The organism is Stenotrophomonas sp. YJH_SMC_14-1 (assembly GCF_059372275.1).
Window position 1 is genome coordinate 492,795 of sequence record NZ_JCAFVK010000001.1, and the last position, 21,844, is coordinate 514,638.

Here is a 21,844-nt window from a genome sequence, read left to right on the forward strand (position 1 = left end):
GCGCCCTCACCCATGTAAGCTCGATCGCCGCTTGCTCGTGTGCGCTGTCCTGCGCACACGGCAAGACCGGGGTTGGGCGTCCTGCCCAACCCGCCCGAGGCATGCCTCGGGCCCATGGCGCTCACGCCCCTGCAACCGGACCCACCCCGCCTTCGACAGGTTCCTGCGACCTGTCGGGACGGCGTTCTGCGCGGCTGTTGGTAGGTGTCGACCTTGGTCGACACGCTTTTCCCAAGGGTCAGAAGGGGTTCAGTGCCACGCGCTGAATGCGTGCCCCGGACGGGTAGACTGTGGCTCTTGCTCACGTGAAGACCGGTTGCCCGATGTTCGCCAAACTCCGCTGGTTGCCCCTGTTGTGCCTGGCCCTGGCGGGCTGCAGCCGGCTGGAGAATCCGGGCAATGTGACCGCCGCCGACAAGGCCGCGCGGGCGCCGGCCAGCGATGGCGAGAACATGGTGTCGATCAATGCGGCTGACGCACCGCCACCGCCGGCGCCGCCGCGCAGCCGGGCGGATCGGCCGTGGCCGCAGGCGCAGTTGGAGAATGGCCGCGCCTGGGTCAGCTGCAGTACCGAGTACGCCGGTGAGGCGGGCGATGGCGTCGAGCTGGAGGGCCTGCAGCGCGAGCAGATCACCCAGGCGCTGACGCCGTGCGCCGAACGTGGCCTGATGCGCGTGCGTTACGCCGGCAAGATCAATCCGGGCTTTGCCGAGATGATGTGGCGGTTGGCCGTGGTCGCTGACGAGCAGAAGATCCACAAGCGCATCCTCGACCTGGATTCCAGCGGCGGCCAGGTGGAATCGGCGATCGTCGCCGGCGACAGCATCGGTGAATCGGGCTGGACCATCTGGGTGCGCGAGGGCTCGATCTGCCACAGTGCCTGCGTGTTCGTGCTGGCTGCCGGTGACAACCGCCTGCTGTCGGGCAAGGTCGGCATCCACCGCATGATGCGGATCAGCTCCAAGGCCACCTCGCGCGCGGAACTCAACCGCGAGCTGCACGAGGTCTACGACAACGTGAAGGACTACCTGCAGCGCAACGGCGTGGCGGTGGGTGTGGCCGATCTGATGATGACCGTGCCCAACCGCAGCCTGCGCCTGCTGACGCAGGATGAGCTGCGCCAGTACGGCCTGGACGGCACCAACGCGGTGCAGGACGATCTGGAACGGATCAAGCAGATGCGGGCCTGTGGTGATGACTTCGTGCAACGCAAGGACGCGTTCCTGATTGCCTTCGACCAGCAGTGCAAGCGGGAAGGCGCTGACATGGAATCGATCAACAGCTGCGGCCAGGCGCTGAAGCAGCGCTTCGGTTTCCCGGACGCGGTGTGCCCGGAAGAAAGCCCACTGTCGGAGATCGACGTGGCAACGCTGCCACCGGCACCGTCGGAGCCGCCGCCGGTGGCCGAACAGGCGCCAGTGAACACCGCCGCGCCCGCCGCGCAGGCTGATGCGGCAGCGGTGGAGGGCAACGCCCCGGCACGCTGACGGCATAGTCACCGCGCTGGCGTAGACTGCGGTTCTCTCCAGAAAACCGGCGGTGTCCATGAAGCGCGTGCTCCTGCTGCTGTCCCTGCTGCCCCTGACCGCATTGGCGCAGGCACCTGCGCCGGCCACGCCGGCACCGGCTCCGGCACGCCCGGCCCCGGCCTCGCCAGCGGCTGCGAAGCCAGCCACCGCCGGCGCCCCGGCGTTGACCGCTGCACAGCAGGCCCAGGTGCAGAAACAGGATGCCGAGATGGGCGCTGCTGCATTGAAAGCCGCACAGCTGGTCGATGCCAACCGCGCCGGTGAACTGTGGGATGGCGCCTCCGCCGTCGCGCGTCGTGCGGTGCCGAAGGCCGCATTCGTCAGCCAGCTGACCACCGAGCGCACGCGCCTGGGTGCGCTGGCCGGGCGTGGCCAGCCCACCATCACCCGGGTCAAGTACAGCGCAGGTGCCGCGGTGCCGGAAGGGCTGTACATCAACGTCAGTTTCCCGACCCGTTTCGCCAACAGCGCGCAGCCGGTGCGCGAGCTGGTCTCGTTCCGTTTCGACGAGGACCAGGTGTGGCGTCTGGCCGGTTACAGCCTGCGTGCGTCGGCACCCTGAGGAGATGAATGATGGCAACTGAATTGACGATGCTGGCCTGGTCGGTCCTGCTCGGCTTCGTTTACATCTTCGCCACCTCCACCGTGGTCACCCGCGAGCGCGGGATGAAGTGGAATGCCTCGGCACGCGATGGCGACGCAAAGCCGGTCAGCCCTCTGGCCGGGCGCCTGCAGCGTGCGCAGGCCAATTTCCTGGAGACGTTCCCGTTCTTCGCCGCCGCCGCCATCGCGGTGGTCGTGGCCGGTCGCGGCAATGACACCACTGCACTGGCGGCGCAGGCCTACTTCTGGGCGCGTGTGGTCTATCTTCCCCTGTACGCCGCAGGCGTGCCCTACGTGCGCAGCCTGGTGTGGCTGGTGTCGCTGATGTCGATCCTGGCGCTGGTGTTCGCACTTCTGTAAGTCGGCCTGATCCAGATCAAGGCCGCTCAGGTGCGCGGCGCTATGCTGGCGCGGACTGAATCATCGGCAGGAGGCGCGCATGCGCAGGATGGACGTGGTGGTGGTTGGCGCCGGACCGGCAGGTCTGTGCTTCGCGCGCGCGCTGGCCGGCAGCGGGCTGCAGGTCGGGCTGGTCGAAGTGCAGCCGCGCCAGGCCCTGGCCGAGGCCGCCTTCGATGGCAGGGAGATCGCGTTGACCCATGCCTCGCGGCAGAGCATGGAGCAACTGGGTCTGTGGCAGCGCCTGCCGCAGGCCGAAGTCGCTGAGCTGCGCGACGCCAGGGTGATGAACGGCGGCTCGCCGTTCGCGCTGACCTTCGCCAGCAGCCAGGTCGACGGCCAGCCGCTGGGCTGGCTGGTACCCAACCATCTGATCCGCCGTGCCGCATGGGATGCGGTGCAGGGCCAGGACGGCGTGGAACTGTTCGACGGGCGCAAGGTGCAGGGCGTGCAAGCCGATGCACAGGGCCATGTGGTCAAACTCGATGACGGCAGCCAACTGCATGCGCGGCTGCTGGTGGCCGCTGACAGCCGCTTCTCCGCCACCCGCCGCATGCTCGGCATCGGTGCGCAGATGCGCGACTTCGGCAAGTCGATGCTGGTGTGCCGCATGCAGGTCGAGCGCGACCATCGCCACACTGCCTGGGAATGGTTCGGCTACGGCCGCACGATGGCGCTGCTGCCGCTCAACGAGGGCCAGGCCTCGGCGGTGATCACGCTGCCGCCGAGGCAGATCGAGGCGCTGCTGGCGATGGACGAGGTGGCCTTCGGCGAGGCCATCAGTGCTTGCTTCGAACATCGGCTGGGCCGGATGCAGCCGGTGGCCACGCCGCAGGCGTATCCGCTGGTAGGTGTGTACGCGCACCGTTTTGCTGGCGAGCGTTCGGCGCTGATCGGCGATGCCGCGGTCGGCATGCACCCGGTCACCGCGCATGGCTTCAACCTGGGCCTGGCCAGCGCACAGCGGCTGGCGCAGGGCATCGTCGCGCAGCAGCGTCGCGGTGCCGACATTGCCGCCGCCGGCATGCTGGCCAGCTACCAACGGGGTCACCGGCTGGCGTCGCGGCCGCTGTACGAGGCCACCAATGCGATCGCCAGCCTGTACACCGACGATCGCCGCCCGGCGCGGCTGCTGCGGGCGGCCGGCCTGCGCCTGGCGCAGGGCGTGGCACCGTTCAGGCAGCTGATTGCCTCGCACCTGACCCAGCGCGTAGCCTGAACAGCCTCACATCAGCCGGCGGCCAGCACCCGGATCTGGCTGTCGGCGAACTCGACCACCTGGCCTGCGCGGATCTTGCAGGCCTTGCGCAGTTCGACTTCGCCGTCGACCCGCACCAGGCCTTCGCTGATGACCATCTTGGCTTCGCCGCCGCTGGTGACCAGGTCGGCCAGCTTGAGCAGCTGCTTGAGTTCGACGTAGTCGCCGTCGAGGTCGAATTCGAGAATCTGCATGGAGCGGGGTTCCTGGGAAGAGGGGCGCAGGCCAGCGGCCGTGCCGGGAAGAGGGCGCGTATTGTGCGCCAGCACGGGGCATGACGGCACGCGCACGGAAAGCTGTACGCCTCGTTCAGGATCAATGCGGTATCATCCCGCTCTGAGCGAGTGAAATCTCCTCCGACCGAGCAGCGCCAGGGCACGCGATAAGAAGGGCGCCCAAAGCGCGGACCATCCCTTTTTTATCGCACTGCCAGGAAGACGGCAGTGCCTTCGGAGTTCCCCATGTCCCAAGATTCCCAAGCGCCGCTGCAGTTCGCGCAGCTCGGCCTGTCCGAGCCCGTGATGCAGGCGGTCACCGCCATCGGCTACGAAACCCCGTCGCCGATCCAGGCCGCCACCATCCCGGCGATGCTGGAAGGCCGCGACGTGCTGGGCCAGGCCCAGACCGGTACCGGCAAGACCGCCGCGTTCGCGCTGCCGGTACTGTCCAACATCGACCTGCAGCAGATCAAGCCGCAGGCCCTGATCCTGGCGCCGACCCGCGAACTGGCCATCCAGGTCGCCGAGGCGTTCCAGTCCTACTCGTCGAAGATCCCTGGCTTCCGCGTGCTGCCGGTGTACGGCGGCCAGCCTTACGGGCAGCAGCTGTCGGCGCTGCGCCGTGGCGTGCATATCGTGGTCGGTACGCCCGGTCGCGTGATCGACCACCTCGACCGCAGCACCCTGGACCTGTCCGAGCTGAAGACCCTGGTGCTGGACGAAGCCGATGAAATGCTGCGCATGGGCTTCATCGACGACGTCGAAGCGGTGCTGAAGAAGCTGCCGGAGCAGCGCCAGGTGGCCCTGTTCTCGGCCACCATGCCGCCGCAGATCCGCCGCATCGCGCAGACCTACCTGCAGGACCCGGTGGAAGTGACCATCGCGGCCAAGACCACCACCTCGGCCAACATCCGCCAGCGTTACTGGTGGGTGAGCGGCATGCACAAGCTGGATGCGCTGACCCGCATCCTGGAAGTCGAGCCGTTCGACGCGATGATCATCTTCGCGCGCACCAAGGCCGGCACCGAAGAACTGGCCAGCAAGCTGCAGGCCCGTGGCCTGGCCGCTGCCGCCATCAACGGCGACATGCAGCAGGCCCAGCGTGAGCGCACCATCGCCATGCTGAAGGAAGGCAAGCTGGACATCCTGGTCGCCACCGACGTGGCTGCGCGCGGCCTGGACGTGGAGCGCATCAGCCACGTGCTGAACTACGACATTCCATACGACACCGAAAGCTACGTGCACCGTATCGGCCGTACCGGTCGTGCCGGCCGCAGCGGCGAGGCGATCCTGTTCGCCACCCCGCGCGAGAAGGGCATGCTGCGCCAGATCGAGCGCGCCACCCGCCAGCCGATCGAAGAGATGCAGCTGCCGAGCGTGGAAGCGGTCAACGACACCCGCATCAACAAGTTCACCACGCGCATCACCGAAACCCTCGGTGCCGGCGGCCTGGACTTCTACCGCCAGCTGCTGGAGCGCTTCGAGAACGAGCAGAACGTGCCGGCCATCGAGATCGCCGCCGCGCTGGCCAAGATGCTGCAGGGTGACACCCCGTTCCTGCTGCAGCCGCCGGTGCGTGCCCCGCGTGAAGAGCGCGCCCCGCGCGAGCGTTTCGACCGTGGCGACCGTCCGGAGCGTGGCGATCGCTTCGACCGCAACGAGCGTGGTCCACGCTTCGAGCGTGGCCCGCGTCGCGACGACGCCGAAGGTGGTTTCGAGCAGCGTCCGCGCCGTGAGGTTCCGCCGCGTGGTGCACCGGAGCAGGGCATGGAGACCTACCGCATTTCGGTGGGCCACCAACATGGCGTGAAGCCGGCCAACATCGTCGGCGCCATCGCCAACGAAGCGGGCCTGGAAAGCCGCTTCATCGGCCGCATCGACATCCACGACGACTTCTCGCTGCTGGACCTGCCGGCACAGATGCCGCCGGACGTGCTGTCGCACCTGCAGAAGGTGTGGGTGTCCGGCCAGCAGCTGCAGATGCGTGCGCTGGCTCCGGGTGAAGACACCAACCCGGCCCCGCGTCCGTTCAAGCCGCGCTTCGACAAGCGTGGCCCGGGCGGCCCGGGTGGTCCGCGTCGTGGTGGCCCGGGTGGTCCGGGTGGCCATGGTGGCGACCGCGGCGGTGACCGCGACAGCCGCCCGCCGCGTCGTGACGGCTTCAAGCCGCGCGGCCCGCGCAGCTTCTAAGCCGCACCCGCATCCGTCCATGACAACGCCCGCCCCCGGGCTGGCGTACAGGAAAAGGGGACGGAGGGGATTAAGTCGTAAATGGCAGGCCATGCGCTTATGCCGAAAACGACTTAATCCCCTCCGTCCCCTTTTTCGCATGGCCCACACATTGCCGGTCATAGGCTGGGCCGGTTCCAAGGCAGGTTGTCACCGCAGCACATTCGGGGGGATCCGGGATGGGTAGAAGTGGCACGGACCAGCAGAGCCGGCGGGTGCCGATGACCCGTGGGCTGGGATTGCGCTTTGCGTTGTTGACGGGCATGGCGATCGGGTTGGTCGCGTTGTCCGCGTTGATCCAGGAACTGCAGGCAGCCTCGACGGCCTGGATTGCCGGCCAGGGGTACTGGTCACGAGGACAGCAGGATGCAACCGCTGCGCTGAGCCGCTACCTGGCGCGTGGCCATGCCCAGGACCTGGATGACGCGCGCCAGGCGCTGCGGATTCCATTGGGCGATCTGCAGGCCCGGCTGGCGCTGGAACAGGCGGTACCGGACGAGGAAAAGGCCAGGCAGGGCTTCCTGCAGGGTGGCAACGCGCGCGCCGATATCCCACGCCTGGTGTTCTCGTTCCGCTATGCACGCGACATCGGTGCATTCCGGGAAGCAACCACGCTGTGGCGACAGACCGACGATGATCTGTTGGCCATGCAGCGGCTGGTTGCCGAGCTGCAGTCGGGGCACGCCCAGGGCGTGCTGCCAGCGGCGGACCGCGATCGGTACCTGCAACAACTGCGTGATCTGGACCGGCGGCTGCAGGTGCAGGCGCAGGCATTTTCGCAAGCGTTGCTGCGCATGGCCACGATGGTACGGATCGCCACGCTTGTGGTCGGCGGGTTGTCGGTGCTGGCGATCAGCCTGATGGCGGTGGCCCTCGCGCGCCGCGTCGGCAAGGACCTGACCGAGCATGAAAGCCGCTTCCGTGCGGCCTTCTACCAGGCCAATGTCGGCATGCTCAAGCTCGACACCGACGGCAAGGTGATCGAAGCCAACCAGGCGATGGCCGACATCCTCGACTACCGACGCGACGTGCTGCTGCAGATGTCGCTCGGCGATCTGTTGATGGAAGGCGAACTGGTCATCGATGGCGTCGGCCGCATCGACTGGGACCGGCAGCTGCGGCCGAGTGAACTGCGCTTCTGCCGCCGCGATGGCAGCCTGGTGTGGGGGCGCTGGAGTGGCACCGGCGTGCGCAGCGCGGGAGGCGGCCTGTCGGTGTTTGCGATCATCGAGGATGTCAGCCAGAACCATGCATTGGCACGCGAGATCGAGCATCACGCCAGCCACGATCCGCTGACCGGCCTGATCAACCGCCGCGAGATCGAGCGGCTGCTGGAGCGTGCGCTGCTGCAGGTACGCAGTGATGGCGGTACGCATGCGCTGTGCTACATCAACCTGGACCACTTCAAGCTGGTCAACGACAGCTTCGGCCATGCCGCCGGTGACCAGATGCTGCGCAGTTTCGCCGACTATCTGGTGGCGGCCGTGCGTGACGGTGACTGGGTCGGCCGCCTGGGCGCCGACGAGTTCGCCGTGTTCCTCGCCCATGCCGGGCAGGACGAAGCCAAGCGGGTGCTGCAGCGGGTGATCCGCAACCTGGGCCAGGCCACGTTCCCGATCAGCGAGGGCAGCCCGCAGCTGAGCTGCAGCATCGGCGTGGTCGAGGTCAGTGCAGATGCGCCGGACGTGAACTGGTTGATGAGTGCTGCCGACAGCGCCTGCTATGCCGCCAAGCAGGCCGGGCGCAACCGCGTGCACTGCTTCAATGAGAACCGCATGGCGCTGGAGGAGCGGCGGCAGGAGGCCGAGCGCCTGCAGGGCGTCAGCCTGGCGATGGCCGAGAATCGCATGCTGCTGTATGCACAGCGCATCGCCCGCGTTGGCGATCCGTCCTACCTGCACTACGAGGTGCTGGTGCGCATGCGTGGCACCGATGGCAGCCTGCATCTGCCCGGCCAGTTCATGCCGGCGGTGGAGCGCTATGGCATGGCGGTGGCGCTGGACCGGCACGTGCTCGGGCTGCTGTTCCGCCACCTGCAGGTGTGCCCGGCGCACGTGCGCCAGCTGGGCCTGTGCAACGTCAACGTGTCCGCGCAGTCGATCGCCGAGCCGGGATTCCTCGCCTTCGTCTGCGACCTGCTCGAGCGCAACCGCGCGCTGGCCTCCAAATTGTGCTTCGAGATCACCGAGACCGCGGCGATCAGCAACCTCAGCCAGGCCCGCGCCTTCATCGATGCGGTGAAGGCACGGGGGTGCCGGATGGCGCTGGATGACTTCGGCTCCGGCCTGTCTTCCTTCGGCTACCTGCGCCAGTTGCCGGCGGACATCCTGAAGATCGACGGCGCCTTCGTGCGCGACATGGATACCGACCCGGTCAGCCACGCCACGGTGCGCGCGATCAGCGAGCTCGGGCGCGAGTTGCAGATGGAAGTGGTGGCCGAGTGGGTGGAGACCGCCGAGGTTGCCGGTGCGCTGACCCGGCTTGGCGTGCAAGGGCTGCAGGGCTATGCCATCGAACGGCCGCAGCCGCTGGAGCGGCTGACCCTGGTCGATCTGCGCCCGGTACGGCTGGTCGCGGTGAAGGGGCCGCCGGCGGCTGGCTGAACCGCGGGCGCCGACTTTGGTCTACACATGCGTGGCGTGCCCGGCTGCGATAATGCGCGCCAGGGGCGGCGCGCAGTGGGCGCGGACGTAAGCAGGAACAGGACGTGGCGTGGGCGGCAGGCAGTGGCGGTATGGAACAGGAGCGGTGCTGGCCGTCCTGATGGTGTGGTTGGCGTTGCCGTGGCCGCTTCAGGCTGCAGAGGCCGTGCCGGGCCATGATTATCTCCTGGTCGGCGGCGCTACCGACGAGCCGACGCCGCACCGCGCATGCACGCCGGAGATGCTGTCCGGCGCCCGCCAGCAGGTGCTGGTACCGGCTCCGCCGCAGGGCTGGTCAGGCCAACCGCAGGCGCTGGACGTGTTCAACGTCTTTGCCGGTGAAGTGCGCGTCCAGCATGGCGACCGCGAGATCTGCGGCAACATGCACGACGCGCGCACCCGCGATTCACGTTTCCGGGCTGGCATCGGCCTGGTGGCGGTACCGCCGGCCGGCAGCCATGAGCCGTTCCTGGTCTCCTGGCAGACACCGCTGAAGGCACGTTGGGTACCGACCCTGCGGCTGGGCGCGCCCAGCCCGGTGCAGCAGAACGACACCGCCCGCCTGCTGGTGCGTGCGGCCTGCATCGCGGTGGCGATTGCGCTGGCGCTGTCGGCGTTGATGGCCTTCCTGACCACCCGGGACCGCAGTTTCCTGGTCTACATCGCCGGCACCACCGTGATGGTGCTGTGGCAGGCCATCCTCGGCGGGCTGAGCGGCTATCCGGAACCCTGGCTGCCGGTGGGCGAGCACGGCGCCTGGTGGCTGCTGGCGCTGACCGCTGCGACCCAGGCACTGGTGCTGCCGGCGCTGTGGCGGCTGAACGGAGGCGACCGCGTGCTGCCTCGATCGCGCCCGGCCCAACTGGCGGTGTTGTGGACCCTGATGGCGCTGGCCGTGCTGGTGCCGTGGCTGCGCTGGGAGCATCTGGCCTGGGTCGCGAAGGGCTTGCAGGTGTCCTATCTGTCCGGATGTGGCCTGGCACTGATGGTCGGCGTCTGGGCACGCTGGCGCGGCGACCGTTGGGCACAGGCGGGTCTGGCCGCGCTGGCACCGATGCTGGTACTGATCATCGCCGATGCCTGTGGTGCGGCGTGGCTGCTGGAATACCGGGTGGAGGCGCTGCAGCTGGCGGTGACCTGGCTGTTGATGATGGCCGCGTATGCGTTGAACCAGCGGCTGGGCCGGCTGCGCCAGCAGCGTGATGAACTTCGCCAGCTGGCCGAGACCGATGGCCTGACCGGGCTTCCCAACCGTCGCGCCGGACTGCAGCAGCTGGCCCGCCATCTGGAACGGGTGGACCGTGAGCGCGGCCCGTTGGTGATCGGCTTCCTCGACATCGACCTGTTCAAGGACATCAACGACCGCCACGGCCACGCAGTGGGCGACCAGGTGCTGGTGGCGGTGGCGCGTGCCCTGCGCGCGGCGGTACGCAGCCAGGACGAAGTGGTGCGGATGGGCGGCGAAGAGTTCCTGCTGCTGATGCCCGGCATGCCGCGCGAGGCGGCGTCGGCGCGGCTGGACCGCCTGCGCCAGCGCATCACCGAGGCTGGCCAGGCCCTGCAGGTGCCGGGGCTGGAGGTGACCGCCAGCATCGGCCTGGCGCAGTGGCGACCGGGCGAGGACGATCTGGCCGGGCTGCTGCGGCGCGCCGACCATGCCATGTACGTGGCAAAGCGGGCGGGCCGCAACCGGGTCTTCGACGGTGAGGAGCTCGATCCGCCCGCCCTGGCGTGAAGCGCAGCGGGCGGCGATGCCGGATAATGGGCCGATGACCACCCGACTCAACAAACATATCGCCGACACCGGCTTCTGCTCCCGCCGCGAGGCCGATCGCCTGATCGCCGCGCGCCGCGTTACCGTCAACGGCCATCCGGCCGGTACCGGCGCGGTGGTGGGCGAGGAAGACCAGGTGCTGGTCGACGGCCAGCCGCTGCGCGCCCGCGTGGCACGCAAGCCCGGCGCCCGCCGCCACGTCTACATCGCATTGAACAAGCCGGTAGGCGTCACCTGCACGACCGAAACTTCGGTCAAGGGCAACATCGTCGACTTCGTCGGCCACGAACAGCGCATCTTCCCGATCGGCCGCCTGGACAAGGAATCCGAGGGGTTGATCCTGATGACCAGCAACGGCGACATCGTCAACCAGATCCTGCGCGCCGAAAATGGCCACCAGAAGGAATACCTGGTGGCGGTGAACAAGCCGGTCACCGATGAGTTCCTGCGCGGCATGGCGCGCGGCGTGCGCATCCACGACCAGATGACGCTGCCGTGCAAGACCTCGCGCATCGCCAAGTTCGGCTTCCGTATCACCCTGCAGCAGGGCCTGAACCGGCAGATCCGCCTGATGGCCGCCGAATTCGGCTATCGCGTGACCCAGCTGCGCCGCGTGCGCATCGACAACATCAAGATCGGCGCGCTGAAGCCGGGCCAGTGGCGCAACCTGACCGAGCAGGAACTGCAGGGCCTCCTGCCGAAGCAGCTGGACTGGTAACGCGCGGTAGTGCCGGCCGCTGGCCGGCTGCTCCAAGCATCGAATGCGCGCGGGATGCCGGCCAGCGGCCGGCACTACCCGTTGTGCGGATTACGCGCCGGCATCAGCTAGACTTTGCAGTGACCTGCCGGAACGTGACGCTGCATGATCAAGCCCGACAAGCCTGCCAACGAAGCCCTTCGGCTCGAGGCGCTGTACCGCTACCGGATCCTTGATTCGCAGCGCGAGAAGTCATTCGACGACCTGGTGGCGATCGCCAAGGCGGTCTGCGGTACCTCGATGGCGGCGGTGACCCTGATTGACGTCGAACGGCAATGGTTCAAGTCGATCCAGGGCATCGACGCGGCGGAAAACCTGCGCAGCGAATCGATGTGTGGCCACGCCATCCTGCAGCCGCACCAAATCATGGTGGTTGAGGATGCGTTGCAGGACATCCGCTTCCACGACAACCCGGTGGTGACCGGCGACCCGCACATCCGCTTCTACGCCGGTGCGCCGCTGATCAGTTCCGATGGCCTGCCGCTGGGTACGCTGTGCGTGTTCGATGCACAGCCGCAGCACCTGCCCAGCGACAAGGCCGAGGCGCTGGCCGCGCTGTCACGGCAGGTGATGCTGGTGATGGAGCTGCGTCGTTTCGCGCTCGACATCCAGAAGCACATGCTGGAACGCGATGACTACGAGCGCCTGCTGTCGGAGTACCAGGACGTGCTGCTGGCGCAGAATGCCGACCTGGCCGAACAGAGCCGCACCGATGCGCTGACCGGCCTGCCCAACCGCCGCGCGATGGCAGCGGCACTGGAAGAGGCGGTTGCGGAGATCGATGGGCAACCGGGAGTAGCCTGCGTGGCCCTGCTGGACATCGATCATTTCAAGCACATCAATGACTTCCAGGGCCACGCCACCGGCGACCGGGTACTGGCCGAGCTGGGCGTGCTGCTGCGTTCGCATTTTGCCGGCCGTGGCATGGCCGCGCGCTATGGTGGCGAGGAGTTCGTGGCGGTGATGCCGGGCGCTGATCTGCGCACGGCCGAACTGCAATGCGAGTTCCTGCGCCTGGCCGTGGCGGATCTGCCGCTGGGATTCCCGGTCACGATCAGCATTGGTGTGGCCCAGCACCAGCCCGGTGAAAGCGTGGATGAGATGCTGGCGCGCGCCGACAAGGCGCTGTACCGGGCCAAGGGCAACGGTCGCAACCGGGTGGAGCTGGAGGGCTGAAACACGGCGGTTCGCGCGCTGAACGCATGCGACGCGTGGATGATTCGATGCCGCTCCAGTAGATCCACGCCATGCGTGGATGCTCTTCCCGTTTTACTTGGCGTCGCAGCTCCTGCGATCAGAACCGGCCAGCATGACGTCCCTGTTTCCACGGACACCAGCCATGCTGCAGACCCTGGCCATCGCCCACTATCGCTCGCTGCACGGGCTGGTACTGCCGCTGCAGCCGTTGAACGTGGTCACCGGTGACAACGGCAGTGGCAAATCCAGCCTGTACCGCGCGCTGCGCCTGCTGGCGGAAACCGCCCAGGGCGGCGTCGCGGCGGTGCTGGCCCGCGAAGGGGGACTTGGTTCGGCGCTGTGGGCCGGCCCCGGATCCATCGATCGCCGGGTCGCGGCCGGCGAGATCCCGCTGCAGGGCGGGCCCCGGCAGGCGTCAGTGGGGCTGAAGCTGGGATTCACCACCGACGAGTTCGGCTATGCCATCGACCTGGGCTACCCGCCACCCAGCCGTTCCGCGTTTGCACTGGATCCGCAGATCAAGGCGGAGGCGATCTGGGCCGGGCAGTTCCTGCGCAGCGCCAACCTGCTGGTCGATCGCCGTGGGGCAATGGTGCGGCAACGCCATGCGCACGGCTGGGATCTCGTGGATGACCGGTTGTCGCTGTTCGACAGCCTGTTCACCCAGGTCGGCGATCCGCAGCGCATGCCGGAAACCATCGCCCTGCGTGAGTACATCCGTCGCTGGCGCTTCTACGATCATTTCCGCAGCGACGCCGATGCCCCGGCGCGACAACCGGCGATGGCAACGCGCACGCCGGTGCTGCATCACGACGGACGGGATCTGGCGGCGGCCTGGGTGACCATTCTCGAGATCGGAGATCCGGTTGCGTTGGCACGCAGTGTCGATGATGCCTTCCCCGGCGCCACGGTCGGCTTCGAAGAGCTGGACGGTCGACTGGCCCTGCGATTCCACCAGCCCGGGCTGCTGCGGCCGTTGTCGATGGCCGAATTGTCTGACGGTACCCTGCGATTCCTGCTGCTGGCCGCGGCACTGCACACGCCGCGGCCACCGCCGCTGCTGGTGCTGAACGAGCCGGAGACCAGCCTGCATCCGGACCTGCTGCCGGCGCTGGCGCGGCTGATCATCGCCGCCAGTGCGCGCAGCCAGGTGTGGGTGGTGTCACACGCCAGCCGGCTGATCGCGGCGTTGGAGCAGGCGCCGGGCTGCCACTCGCTGCATCTGCACAAGGAACAGGGCCGCACGCTGCTGAGCGGGCAGGGCCTGCTGGATGCGCCGGCCTGGCATTGGCCGCAGCGTTGAGACATCGATCCGGATCCGGCAGATCCACGCCATGCGCGGATGCACTCAATCGGCGATGTTGCGTGCCTCGGCCGTGCCAAGGATTTCCGGGTGCTGCACCGGCTTGCGGCGGTTCAGCAGCGGATGCAGGAACACCGCGCCGACAATGATGGCCACGCCCAGGTAGAACCACGGCGTGACCTCGTGCTGCTCGCGCAGCAGCACCACCGCCAGCACCACCGCATAGACCGGCTCCAGGTTGGTCACCAACTGCACCGTATAGGCGCTCAGGTGGCGCAGCGCGACCAGGGCCAGGGCGAACGGCAGCAGCGTGCAGAACCCGGCCAGCACCAGCAGCAGGATGCTGTCGTGCAGATTCGGGACCACCCACAGCGGGCTGGCCAGTGCTGGCAGCAGGTAGGGCATCAGCGGTGCCAGCAGGGTCAGGGTGAGGGTGCCGGCACCCAGCTCCAGGGCGGTGACCGTGAGCGGATCGGCGTGGCTGACCATGCGCTTGTTGAGCGAGCCGAACACCGCCACCAGCAGCGCCGATATCGCGCCGATCAAGACACCCAGGCGCATGCCATCGGGCACGCCACCGACCACCAGCGCAACACCCGGCAGCACCGCCAGGCCGAACGCCAGTTCACGTAGCTGGAACGGCCGCTTGGCGACCCAGGGTTCGATGATCGAGGTGAACACCGGGGCCAGTGCAATGCAGGTGGCGGCCACCGAGGCATTGGCCAGTTTCACCGCGCCGTAGAAGGTCAGCCAGTGCAGGGCGACCAGCGCACCGATACCGGCGTAACCGGCCACCAGCCGCAGGGGCAGGGTGCGCAGCCCGCGCCAGACCCGCGGCAGCAGGGCCAGCATCGCCGTCACCAGCAGCATGCGCCACCACACCAGCGGCAATGCGGGCAGGGTGATCAGCTTGCCGAGGATGGCGGTGACGCCCCACAGCAGGACACAGAAGTGGATCTGCCACAGCGCTTTGCGGGTGTCGGGTGTGCTCATCCGCCTATTGTGAGGCAAGGCGAACGTCGCAGCGCTACCCGCGTGCGGGATCGCTGCCCTGGCCAACCCGCCGCTGCAGGGCCATCGCCGCCGCCGGGTTGCGTGCCTTGCCCGCGCCGATGCACAGCAGGTAGACCTCGCGCGGGGTTTCCGGAGCTGGCGCGGCCAGGCAGGGCAGGTCATCCACTGGTTCACCGCATGACCAGCGGCGTGCGCGTTCGGCCCAGCGCTGCTGCACGGGCGCCGGCAGGCCCTCGTTCAAGCGGGCCTGGCTGCGCTTGATCCGCGCATAGACGAAGCCGGCACTGACATCGCCGTGCAATGGCGCCTCGTCGCTGTCCTCGATCACCAGCGCCACGCCGTGGCGGCGGGCGGCGTCGACCAGTGCCGGGCCATGTGCCTCGGCGTTGCGGACCTCCAGCGCATGCTGCAGCGGCACCCCGTCCAGCTGCTTCGGCAGCTGTGCCATCAGCCGTTCCAGTGCTTCGGCGTCGGCCGGATGCCGTGGATCGAACTGCCACAGCAGCGGGCCCAGCCGGTCACCGAGCGCGGTCGCCGCCTGCAGGAAGGGCGCGGCCGCCTCGAGCGTGCTGGACAGGTCGCGGCGCTGCACCAGGTAGCGTGGCGCCTTCATCGAAAACCGGAAGCCTTCCGGCGTCTGTGCGGCCCACTGCGCGCACTGCGCGGCGGTGGGCGTGCGGTAGAAGGTGCCGTTGATTTCGATGCAACGCAGGGCACGGCTGGCGTGGGCCAGTTCTTCACGCTGTGGCAGGCCTACGGGGTAGAAAACGCCGCCGCGCCATTCGGGAAACACCCAGCCACCGATGCCGCAGCGGATCGCTCCGGCGGTCACTGGCCGTGGTCCGCGCGCCACGGGTCGTAGCTGCCGAACCACCACAGGTAGCCTTCCGGGTCGGCGCAGGCATAGCCACGGCCGCCGTAGTCCTGGTCGGCGATGTCGATGACGATTCGGGCACCGGCGGCCTTGGCCCGGGCGTAGTGCGCGTCGGCATCGGTGACGATCACGCAGGCACTCTGCGTCTGGCGGCCGCCGACCTCATCAGGCATCGCCGCATGCTCGCTCCACGCGCTCTGGTTGCTGGCCGAGCCCAGCATGATCATGCCGGTGCCGAAGGTCAGCTGCGCATGGAACACCGTATCGCCGTCGGCGTAGACGGCCTGGGCATGGAAGCCGAAGGCGCGCTGGAGCCAGTCGATGGCAGCCTGCGCATCGCGGTAGCGCAGGCACGGAATGATGGTGGAGCCGCTGCTCGGTTGGCCGTTCTCGCCCATGACACCCCTCCTATGGCACAGGGCAGGGTGCAACGCAGAACGTTACCATCCCGCGAAACCCCGGTGACGGCCTGCACATGGCCGCCACCCCTGTTCGGAGATCGTGCTGGATGAAACCCTGGATTGGAGGAGCCGTGCTGCTGGCGTGCACGACCATGGCGAGCGCTGCCACCCCGGCGCAGCTGCAGGAGCTGGATGCAACCGTCGAGCGCGTGCGCGCGCAGTTCGACGTGCCCGGTATTGCCGTGGCGGTGGTCAAGGATGGCGAGGTGGTGCTGGAGCGCGGCTGGGGCGTGCGCGAGCAGGGCAAGCCGGAACCGGTGCAGGCCGATACGCTGTTTGCCATTGCGTCCAACACCAAGGCGTTCACCGCCACCTCGCTGAACCTGCTGGCCGAGGACGGCAAGCTGAAGATGGACGACAAGGTGATCGACCACCTGCCGTCGTTCCGCATGTCCGATCCGTTCGTGACCGGCCAGATGACGATCCGCGACCTGCTGTCGCATCGCAGCGGACTGAGCCTGGGCGCCGGTGACCTGTTGTTCTGGCCGACCACCTCCTACAGCAATGCCGAAGTGGTGGAACGGCTGGGCAAGGTGCCGCTGAAGGGTGGATTCCGCGAGGGCTATGCGTACGACAACATCCTGTACGCGGTCGCCCAGCAGGTGATCGAGCATGTTTCCGGCATGAGTTACCAGCAGTTCCTGCAGACCCGCATCTTCGACAAGGTGGGCATGGCCGGCACGCGCTACAACGCCGATCACTTGAAGCCGGGCGACAAGGCCGCGGTCGGCCACGCCAAGTACGATTTCAAGGACCTGCGTACCGTCGCGCCGCTGACCTGGTCGAACAATGCCGGCGCCGGCGGCATCTATTCCAGCGCGCACGACATGGCGCGCTGGATGCAGGTGCAGCTGGCCGAAGGCAAACTGGCCGACGGCACGCCGTTGTTCTCCGAGAAGAGCCAGCAGCAGATGTGGCGGATGATCACGCCGCAGTCGATCCCGGCGCCGAGCGTGCCGGAGCTGGCACCGGCGCGGGCCAACTTCGCCGGCTATGGCGAAGGCTGGAGCCTGAGCGACTACCGCGGGCAGAAGCTGGTCTGGCACACCGGTGGCTGGCCGGGCATGGTCTCGCGGCTGACCCTGGTACCGGGCGAGAAACTGGGCGTGGTGGTGCTGACCAATCAGGAAGTGGGCGCGGCGTTCAATGCGATCACCCTGAGTGTGCTCGATGCCTACCTGGGCGGTGAAAAGCATGACTGGGTGGACGCCTATGCCAAGGCCGTGGCCAAGGGACAGGACAAGGCCGACGAGGCGTGGGCCAAGCACCAGAGCGCGCGCGACAAGGGCAGCAGGCCGTCGCTGGCGCTGGCCGGCTACACAGGCACGTTCCGCGACCGCTGGTATGGCGACATGCAGGTCAGTGCCGAGGGCAAGGGACTGCGCCTGCGCTTTGCCAGGACCGCGCAGCTGAGCGGTCGCCTGGAGCACTGGCAGCACGACACCTTCATCGTGCGCTGGGACGACCGTTCGCTCAACGCCGACGCGTTCGTGAACTTCAGCCTGGACCCGGACGGCAAGGTGCGCGAGGTGCGCATGCAGCCGATTTCCGACCTGACCGATTTCAGTTTCGATTTCCAGGACCTGCTGTTCACCCCAGTGAAATGACGCCGCCGGGCGTGGCCCGGCGCTGACGTTTGACGAATCCGATGGGTAGTGCCGGCCTGCGGCCGGCAACCTCATGATCCCCGGATGCGTCACAAGGTTGCCGGCCAGCGGCCGGCACGACCGCAGCCGCAGCGATCGTCGGCCGGCGTACACATGCGGCATGGGATACTCCGCCAGCTAAAGATGGCGAGGGAATGCGATGTTCCGTTGGTTTGAATCCCTGATTCCGGTGTTCCCGCCCGTGGACGGGCGGATGCCTCCGCGCAAAGTGCTGCCGTTCTACCTGCACTACCTGCGCCCGGTGTGGCCGGTGCTGCTGGCCACGCTCATCGCCGGCCTGCTGCTGGCGCTGGTGGAAGTGGCGATGTTCGATTACCTGGGCCGCATCGTCGACATGGTCGCCGAGCAGCCCGGTGCCGACTTCTTCAAGCGCCATGCCAACGACCTGGGCTGGATGCTGTTCATCACGGTCATCGCGCGTCCGATCCTGGTCGGCCTGCACAACCTGCTGGTCAACCAGGCCATCGTGCCCGGCCTGAGCAACCGCTCGCGCTGGTTGATGCACAACTATGTGGTGCGGCAGAGCCTGAGCTTCTTCCAGAACGACTTCGCCGGCAGTGTCGCCAACCGGGTGATGCAGACCGGTACCTCGCTGCGCGAGTCGGCGGTGCAGATGGTCGATTCGCTCTGGTACATCGTGGTCTATACCGGCACCGCGCTGTACCTGTTCGCGCAGGCCGACTGGCGGCTGATGGTGCCGCTGATCCTGTGGCTGCTGGCCTATGCGGTGATCATGGTCTACTTCGTGCCGCGCGCGAAGGAACGGGCCTGGATCGCGTCCGAAGCGCGTTCCAAGGCGATGGGCCGCATCGTCGATGGCTACACCAACATTCCCACGCTGAAGCTGTTCGCCCATGGCGGGCGCGAGCAGGCCTACGTGGCCGAGTCGATCCAGGAACTGGCGGTCAAGCACCGCGCGCAGACCCGGGTGACCACCGGCATGGACCTGACCATCGCCATCGTCAACGGTTTCCTGATCGCAGGTACCTGTGGGCTGGCGCTGTGGCTGTGGAATGGCGGCCACATCACCGTCGGTGCGATCACGCTGGCGACCGGCCTGGTGATCCGCATCCACAACATGTCCGGCTGGATCATGTGGACCATCAACGGCATCTTCGAGGACATCGGCACGGTACAGGATGGCATCACCACCATCGCACAGCCGCTGACCGTGCAGGACCGCGAGGATGCAGTGCCGTTGCAGGTGACCCGCGGTGGCGTGCATTTCCAGGACATCCACTTCCACTACGGCAAGAAGGGCGGCGTGATCGCAGGCCTCGACCTGGTGGTGAAGCCGGGCGAGAAGATCGGCCTGGTCGGTCCCTCGGGTGCCGGCAAGTCGACCCTGGTCAACGTGCTGCTGCGCCTGTACGACCTGGAAAGCGGCCGCATCCTGATCGACGGCCAGGACATTGCCTGCGTCACCCAGGAAAGCCTGCGCCAGCAGATCGGTGTGGTCACCCAGGACACCTCGCTGCTGCATCGCTCGATCCGCGACAACCTGCTGTACGGCCGTCCGGACGCGACCGATGAGCAGCTGCGCGCTGCGGTGGCCAAGGCACGTGCCGAAGCCTTCATCGATACGCTGGTGGACGGGCAGGGGCGTCGTGGCTACGACGCACATGTCGGCGAGCGCGGCGTGAAGCTGTCCGGCGGCCAGCGCCAACGCATCGCCATTGCCCGCGTGCTGCTGAAGGACGCACCGATCCTGGTGCTGGACGAAGCAACCTCGGCACTGGACTCGGAAGTGGAAGCGGCGATCCAGGACAGCCTGGATGAGCTGATGGGCGGCAAGACGGTGATCGCGATCGCGCACCGGCTGTCGACCATCGCGCGCATGGACCGGTTGGTGGTGATGGACCAGGGACGCATCGTCGAGACCGGCAGCCACGCCGAGCTGATTGCGGCCGGTGGTCTGTACGCACGGTTGTGGGCACGACAGACCGGTGGATTTGTTGCTGCCGATCAATGATCGTTTCGGGGTCGGATCCCTTTCCGCAGGAAAGGGCTCTGACCCCAGCGTGTTTCCGGAGACCTGCATGATCCGCCCCCTGCGCTCCCTGTTGCTGGCACTCAGCCTGGTTGCCACGGTTGCTACGGTTGCCACGGCTGCGCCGGCACCCATGGACGGCGACCAGCTCGAGCAGGTCGTCCTGCTCAGCCGCCACAACCTGCGCGCGCCAGTGGTCGCCTCCGGCGCGCTGGCCAATGCGACGCCCGAGGACTGGCCGCGCTGGGAGGTGGCACCGGGCGAGCTGACCACCAAGGGCGGTGTGCTGGAGGTCTACATGGGGCGCTACATCGGCCAGTGGCTGCGCCAGGCGCAGCTGTTGCCGGTGTCGGGTTGCCCGCAGGAGGATGACTTCCACGCGTACGCCAACAGCCTGCAGCGCACCCAGGCCACCGCGCAGTTCTTCATTGCCGGTGCGTTTCCGGGCTGCCATGTCACGGTCGAACAGCGCATGGCGCTGGGGACGATGGATCCGCTGTTCGATCCGGTGATCCACAACGACGACGCGGCATTCCGCACGCGCGTGCTGGAGTCAATGCAGCGAGCGCTGGCCGCAGTGGACCTGGCACCGGCTTTGTCCGTGGTGGAGGAGATCACCCGCTATCCGCAGTCGGCGGCATGCAAGGGGCACAGCGACTGCCATCTGGCGCTGGCCGATACCACCTTCAGTACGGAACCGGGCAAGGAGCCTCGCGCGTCCGGATCACTGGCGCTGGCCAGCGGGCTGGTCGATGCCTTGTTGATGGAGCACTACCAGGGCAGTGGCATCCCCCGCGAAGGCTGGGGCCGGTTGACCACCGAGGTGCAATGGCAGGCGCTGGCGCAGATCCGCAACCGCTACCAGGACATCCTGTTCGGAACGCCCGAGGTGGCGCGTGATGTGGCCGCTCCGCTGCTGACAAGAGTGAATGCGTTGTTCGACGACCCGGCGTCGCCGAAGGCGACCCTGCTGGTCGGTCACGATTCCAACATCGGCTCGGTGCTGGCGGCGTTGGGAATCAGCGACTACAGCCTGCCGGGGCAGTACGAGAAGACACCGATCGGTGGCCTGCTGCAGTTCGAACGCTGGCGTGGGCACAGCGGGAGGGCGCACTACCGGTTGGTATATGTCTATCCCACCAAGGAGCAGTTGCGTGACGCGGTGCCACTGAGTGAAATGCAGCCGCCGGTACGGGCGACGCTGGTGCCGCAAGGGTGTGCGAAGACTGGGTGCACTGAAGCGCAGTTTAGGCAACTACTTGGAGCTAAAGTGAGGGCTTTCAGCGGAGATGGCAAAAGGGCTGTCGATGGTGTCTGAAGACCGAAGAGTCCCGTGAACCAGGCGGGTGCCGACACTTGGATTGCCGCCATTCAATGCCGCTGAATCCGGTGCAACTCGGTGGCATGATGTGTGTGCTCGCTGCCAGGTTCCGGCAGCATTATTTCAACCCTGAAAATGGACTTGGAAAATGAAAAAACAGCTGATCGCGCTTCGTGGCGCCAGCAACTCGGGAAAGAGCTCGACGCTTCTCATGTTGTACCGACTGCTGGCTGCGCACTCTGCCACGCGATTCATTTCGTTTGAGGCTATTGGCCACAAGCTCGACTTCAGTGCAATGGTTCAGATCAACGGATGCAAGATCGGAATTTTCAACCGTGGTGATGTTTCCGGAACCGTGGATGGTCTGATCGACCAATTTGCACAGGCAGGATGCAAGGTGATCGTTTGTGCTGCCCGTTCGAAGGGCGACGTTGGCGATGTGCTGGCCTCGTATGAGCGCAGGTACCAGTTGCAGGAGATTGTCAAAAAGACTGGTGGGGAAGACGAGTCTGATTTTGCACTGGTCAATATGGGCGTCGCGCATGATCTCGCCGCTCGAGTCTACTCAGCAGTGGTCGTCTGAGTTCTCCGTTCCGTCATTTCGGGGC

General features: G+C 67.2%; 18 protein-coding genes. 14 read left to right on the forward strand and 4 right to left on the reverse strand.

Going from position 1 to position 21,844, the window contains the following annotated elements; genetic code table 11:
• The first annotated feature begins 323 nt into the window (after positions 1-323).
• From AC5P9P_RS02450 to ubiM, 4 genes are all read left to right on the forward strand, one after another.
• Positions 324-1,487: a COG3904 family protein gene (locus AC5P9P_RS02450; protein WP_049433552.1), complete on the forward strand. Its 1,164-nt coding sequence runs from the start codon at positions 324-326 to the stop codon at positions 1,485-1,487.
• A gap of 58 nt (positions 1,488-1,545) precedes the next feature.
• Positions 1,546-2,091, forward strand: a complete 546-nt coding sequence (locus AC5P9P_RS02455) for a DUF4019 domain-containing protein (RefSeq protein ID WP_005408699.1) — start codon at positions 1,546-1,548, stop codon at positions 2,089-2,091.
• Positions 2,092-2,102: 11 nt separating this feature from the next.
• Positions 2,103-2,492 (forward strand): MAPEG family protein, encoded by a 390-nt coding sequence (locus tag AC5P9P_RS02460; protein ID WP_049402234.1) that lies wholly within the window; start codon positions 2,103-2,105, stop codon positions 2,490-2,492.
• Positions 2,493-2,571: 79 nt separating this feature from the next.
• Positions 2,572-3,750, forward strand: a complete 1,179-nt coding sequence (gene ubiM / locus AC5P9P_RS02465; RefSeq protein WP_049433553.1) for a 5-demethoxyubiquinol-8 5-hydroxylase UbiM — start codon at positions 2,572-2,574, stop codon at positions 3,748-3,750.
• Positions 3,751-3,761: 11 nt separating this feature from the next.
• On the opposite strand, the gene AC5P9P_RS02470 is transcribed toward ubiM, so the two are convergent.
• Positions 3,762-3,983: an RNA-binding S4 domain-containing protein gene (locus tag AC5P9P_RS02470; protein WP_005408703.1), complete on the reverse strand. Its 222-nt coding sequence runs from the start codon at positions 3,981-3,983 to the stop codon at positions 3,762-3,764.
• Positions 3,984-4,250: 267 nt separating this feature from the next.
• Between AC5P9P_RS02470 and AC5P9P_RS02475 the strand changes: the two genes are divergently transcribed.
• The 6 genes from AC5P9P_RS02475 (at position 4,251) to AC5P9P_RS02500 (ending at position 13,909) form a co-directional block, all read left to right on the forward strand.
• Positions 4,251-6,197 (forward strand): DEAD/DEAH box helicase, encoded by a 1,947-nt coding sequence (locus AC5P9P_RS02475; RefSeq protein WP_033835111.1) that lies wholly within the window; start codon positions 4,251-4,253, stop codon positions 6,195-6,197.
• Positions 6,198-6,415: 218 nt separating this feature from the next.
• On the forward strand, positions 6,416-8,839 hold the full coding sequence (locus tag AC5P9P_RS02480; protein WP_049454699.1) for a putative bifunctional diguanylate cyclase/phosphodiesterase: 2,424 nt from the start codon (positions 6,416-6,418) through the stop codon (positions 8,837-8,839).
• A 109-nt stretch (positions 8,840-8,948) separates the two neighbouring features.
• Complete coding sequence (locus tag AC5P9P_RS02485; RefSeq protein WP_033835113.1) at positions 8,949-10,613, forward strand: sensor domain-containing diguanylate cyclase; 1,665 nt, start codon at positions 8,949-8,951, stop codon at positions 10,611-10,613.
• Between the two features lie 34 nt (positions 10,614-10,647).
• Positions 10,648-11,370 carry a pseudouridine synthase gene (locus AC5P9P_RS02490; protein WP_005408708.1) on the forward strand — a complete coding sequence of 241 codons (723 nt, stop codon included), beginning with the start codon at positions 10,648-10,650 and terminating at the stop codon, positions 11,368-11,370.
• A gap of 144 nt (positions 11,371-11,514) precedes the next feature.
• Positions 11,515-12,585 (forward strand): sensor domain-containing diguanylate cyclase, encoded by a 1,071-nt coding sequence (locus AC5P9P_RS02495; protein WP_495232589.1) that lies wholly within the window; start codon positions 11,515-11,517, stop codon positions 12,583-12,585.
• Between the two features lie 163 nt (positions 12,586-12,748).
• On the forward strand, positions 12,749-13,909 hold the full coding sequence (locus AC5P9P_RS02500) for an AAA family ATPase (RefSeq protein WP_053451578.1): 1,161 nt from the start codon (positions 12,749-12,751) through the stop codon (positions 13,907-13,909).
• 45 nt (positions 13,910-13,954) lie between these two features.
• Here the strand turns inward: AC5P9P_RS02500 and AC5P9P_RS02505 are convergent, their stop codons facing one another.
• Genes AC5P9P_RS02505 through AC5P9P_RS02515 form a run of 3 tightly spaced genes read right to left on the reverse strand, consistent with a single transcriptional unit; the run spans position 13,955 to position 16,195 of the window.
• The gene (locus tag AC5P9P_RS02505; protein WP_005408711.1) at positions 13,955-14,902 is read right to left on the reverse strand and encodes a DMT family transporter; all 948 of its coding nucleotides are present in this window, start codon (positions 14,900-14,902) and stop codon (positions 13,955-13,957) included.
• A gap of 34 nt (positions 14,903-14,936) precedes the next feature.
• Positions 14,937-15,755: a DUF72 domain-containing protein gene (locus tag AC5P9P_RS02510; RefSeq protein WP_033835115.1), complete on the reverse strand. Its 819-nt coding sequence runs from the start codon at positions 15,753-15,755 to the stop codon at positions 14,937-14,939.
• Positions 15,752-16,195, reverse strand: a complete 444-nt coding sequence (locus AC5P9P_RS02515) for a VOC family protein (RefSeq protein WP_005408713.1) — start codon at positions 16,193-16,195, stop codon at positions 15,752-15,754. The genes AC5P9P_RS02510 and AC5P9P_RS02515 overlap by 4 nt, the downstream gene beginning before the upstream one ends.
• Positions 16,196-16,305: 110 nt before the next feature.
• Here AC5P9P_RS02515 and AC5P9P_RS02520 point away from each other — a divergent pair, with 110 nt between their 5' ends.
• The 4 genes from AC5P9P_RS02520 to AC5P9P_RS02535 all read left to right on the forward strand — a co-directional run bounded on the left by AC5P9P_RS02520 (position 16,306) and on the right by AC5P9P_RS02535 (position 21,819).
• Positions 16,306-17,865, forward strand: a complete 1,560-nt coding sequence (locus tag AC5P9P_RS02520) for a serine hydrolase (RefSeq protein WP_033835117.1) — start codon at positions 16,306-16,308, stop codon at positions 17,863-17,865.
• 199 nt (positions 17,866-18,064) lie between these two features.
• Entirely contained in the window at positions 18,065-19,897 is a 1,833-nt protein-coding gene (smrA, locus tag AC5P9P_RS02525) for a multidrug efflux ABC transporter SmrA (RefSeq protein WP_049433557.1), read from the forward strand.
• Positions 19,898-19,964: 67 nt separating this feature from the next.
• Positions 19,965-21,233, forward strand: a complete 1,269-nt coding sequence (gene agp / locus AC5P9P_RS02530; RefSeq protein ID WP_329771911.1) for a bifunctional glucose-1-phosphatase/inositol phosphatase — start codon at positions 19,965-19,967, stop codon at positions 21,231-21,233.
• Between the two features lie 151 nt (positions 21,234-21,384).
• Complete coding sequence (locus AC5P9P_RS02535; RefSeq protein ID WP_033835119.1) at positions 21,385-21,819, forward strand: hypothetical protein; 435 nt, start codon at positions 21,385-21,387, stop codon at positions 21,817-21,819.
• Positions 21,820-21,844: the final 25 nt, after the last annotated feature.

Excerpts from the sequence above, each read along its gene's own strand:
- AC5P9P_RS02450 (WP_049433552.1), top strand. The coding sequence starts at position 324 with ATGTTCGCCAAACTCCGCTGGTTGCCCCTGTTGTGCCTGGCCCTGGCG.
- AC5P9P_RS02455 (WP_005408699.1), top strand. The coding sequence starts at position 1,546 with ATGAAGCGCGTGCTCCTGCTGCTGTCCCTGCTGCCCCTGACCGCATTG.
- AC5P9P_RS02460 (WP_049402234.1), top strand. The coding sequence starts at position 2,103 with ATGGCAACTGAATTGACGATGCTGGCCTGGTCGGTCCTGCTCGGCTTC.
- ubiM (WP_049433553.1), top strand. The coding sequence starts at position 2,572 with ATGCGCAGGATGGACGTGGTGGTGGTTGGCGCCGGACCGGCAGGTCTG.
- AC5P9P_RS02470 (WP_005408703.1), bottom strand. The coding sequence starts at position 3,983 with ATGCAGATTCTCGAATTCGACCTCGACGGCGACTACGTCGAACTCAAG.
- AC5P9P_RS02475 (WP_033835111.1), top strand. The coding sequence starts at position 4,251 with ATGTCCCAAGATTCCCAAGCGCCGCTGCAGTTCGCGCAGCTCGGCCTG.
- AC5P9P_RS02480 (WP_049454699.1), top strand. The coding sequence starts at position 6,416 with ATGGGTAGAAGTGGCACGGACCAGCAGAGCCGGCGGGTGCCGATGACC.
- AC5P9P_RS02490 (WP_005408708.1), top strand. The coding sequence starts at position 10,648 with ATGACCACCCGACTCAACAAACATATCGCCGACACCGGCTTCTGCTCC.
- AC5P9P_RS02495 (WP_495232589.1), top strand. The coding sequence starts at position 11,515 with ATGATCAAGCCCGACAAGCCTGCCAACGAAGCCCTTCGGCTCGAGGCG.
- AC5P9P_RS02500 (WP_053451578.1), top strand. The coding sequence starts at position 12,749 with ATGCTGCAGACCCTGGCCATCGCCCACTATCGCTCGCTGCACGGGCTG.
- AC5P9P_RS02505 (WP_005408711.1), bottom strand. The coding sequence starts at position 14,902 with ATGAGCACACCCGACACCCGCAAAGCGCTGTGGCAGATCCACTTCTGT.
- AC5P9P_RS02515 (WP_005408713.1), bottom strand. The coding sequence starts at position 16,195 with ATGGGCGAGAACGGCCAACCGAGCAGCGGCTCCACCATCATTCCGTGC.
- AC5P9P_RS02520 (WP_033835117.1), top strand. The coding sequence starts at position 16,306 with ATGAAACCCTGGATTGGAGGAGCCGTGCTGCTGGCGTGCACGACCATG.
- smrA (WP_049433557.1), top strand. The coding sequence starts at position 18,065 with ATGTTCCGTTGGTTTGAATCCCTGATTCCGGTGTTCCCGCCCGTGGAC.
- agp (WP_329771911.1), top strand. The coding sequence starts at position 19,965 with ATGATCCGCCCCCTGCGCTCCCTGTTGCTGGCACTCAGCCTGGTTGCC.
- AC5P9P_RS02535 (WP_033835119.1), top strand. The coding sequence starts at position 21,385 with ATGAAAAAACAGCTGATCGCGCTTCGTGGCGCCAGCAACTCGGGAAAG.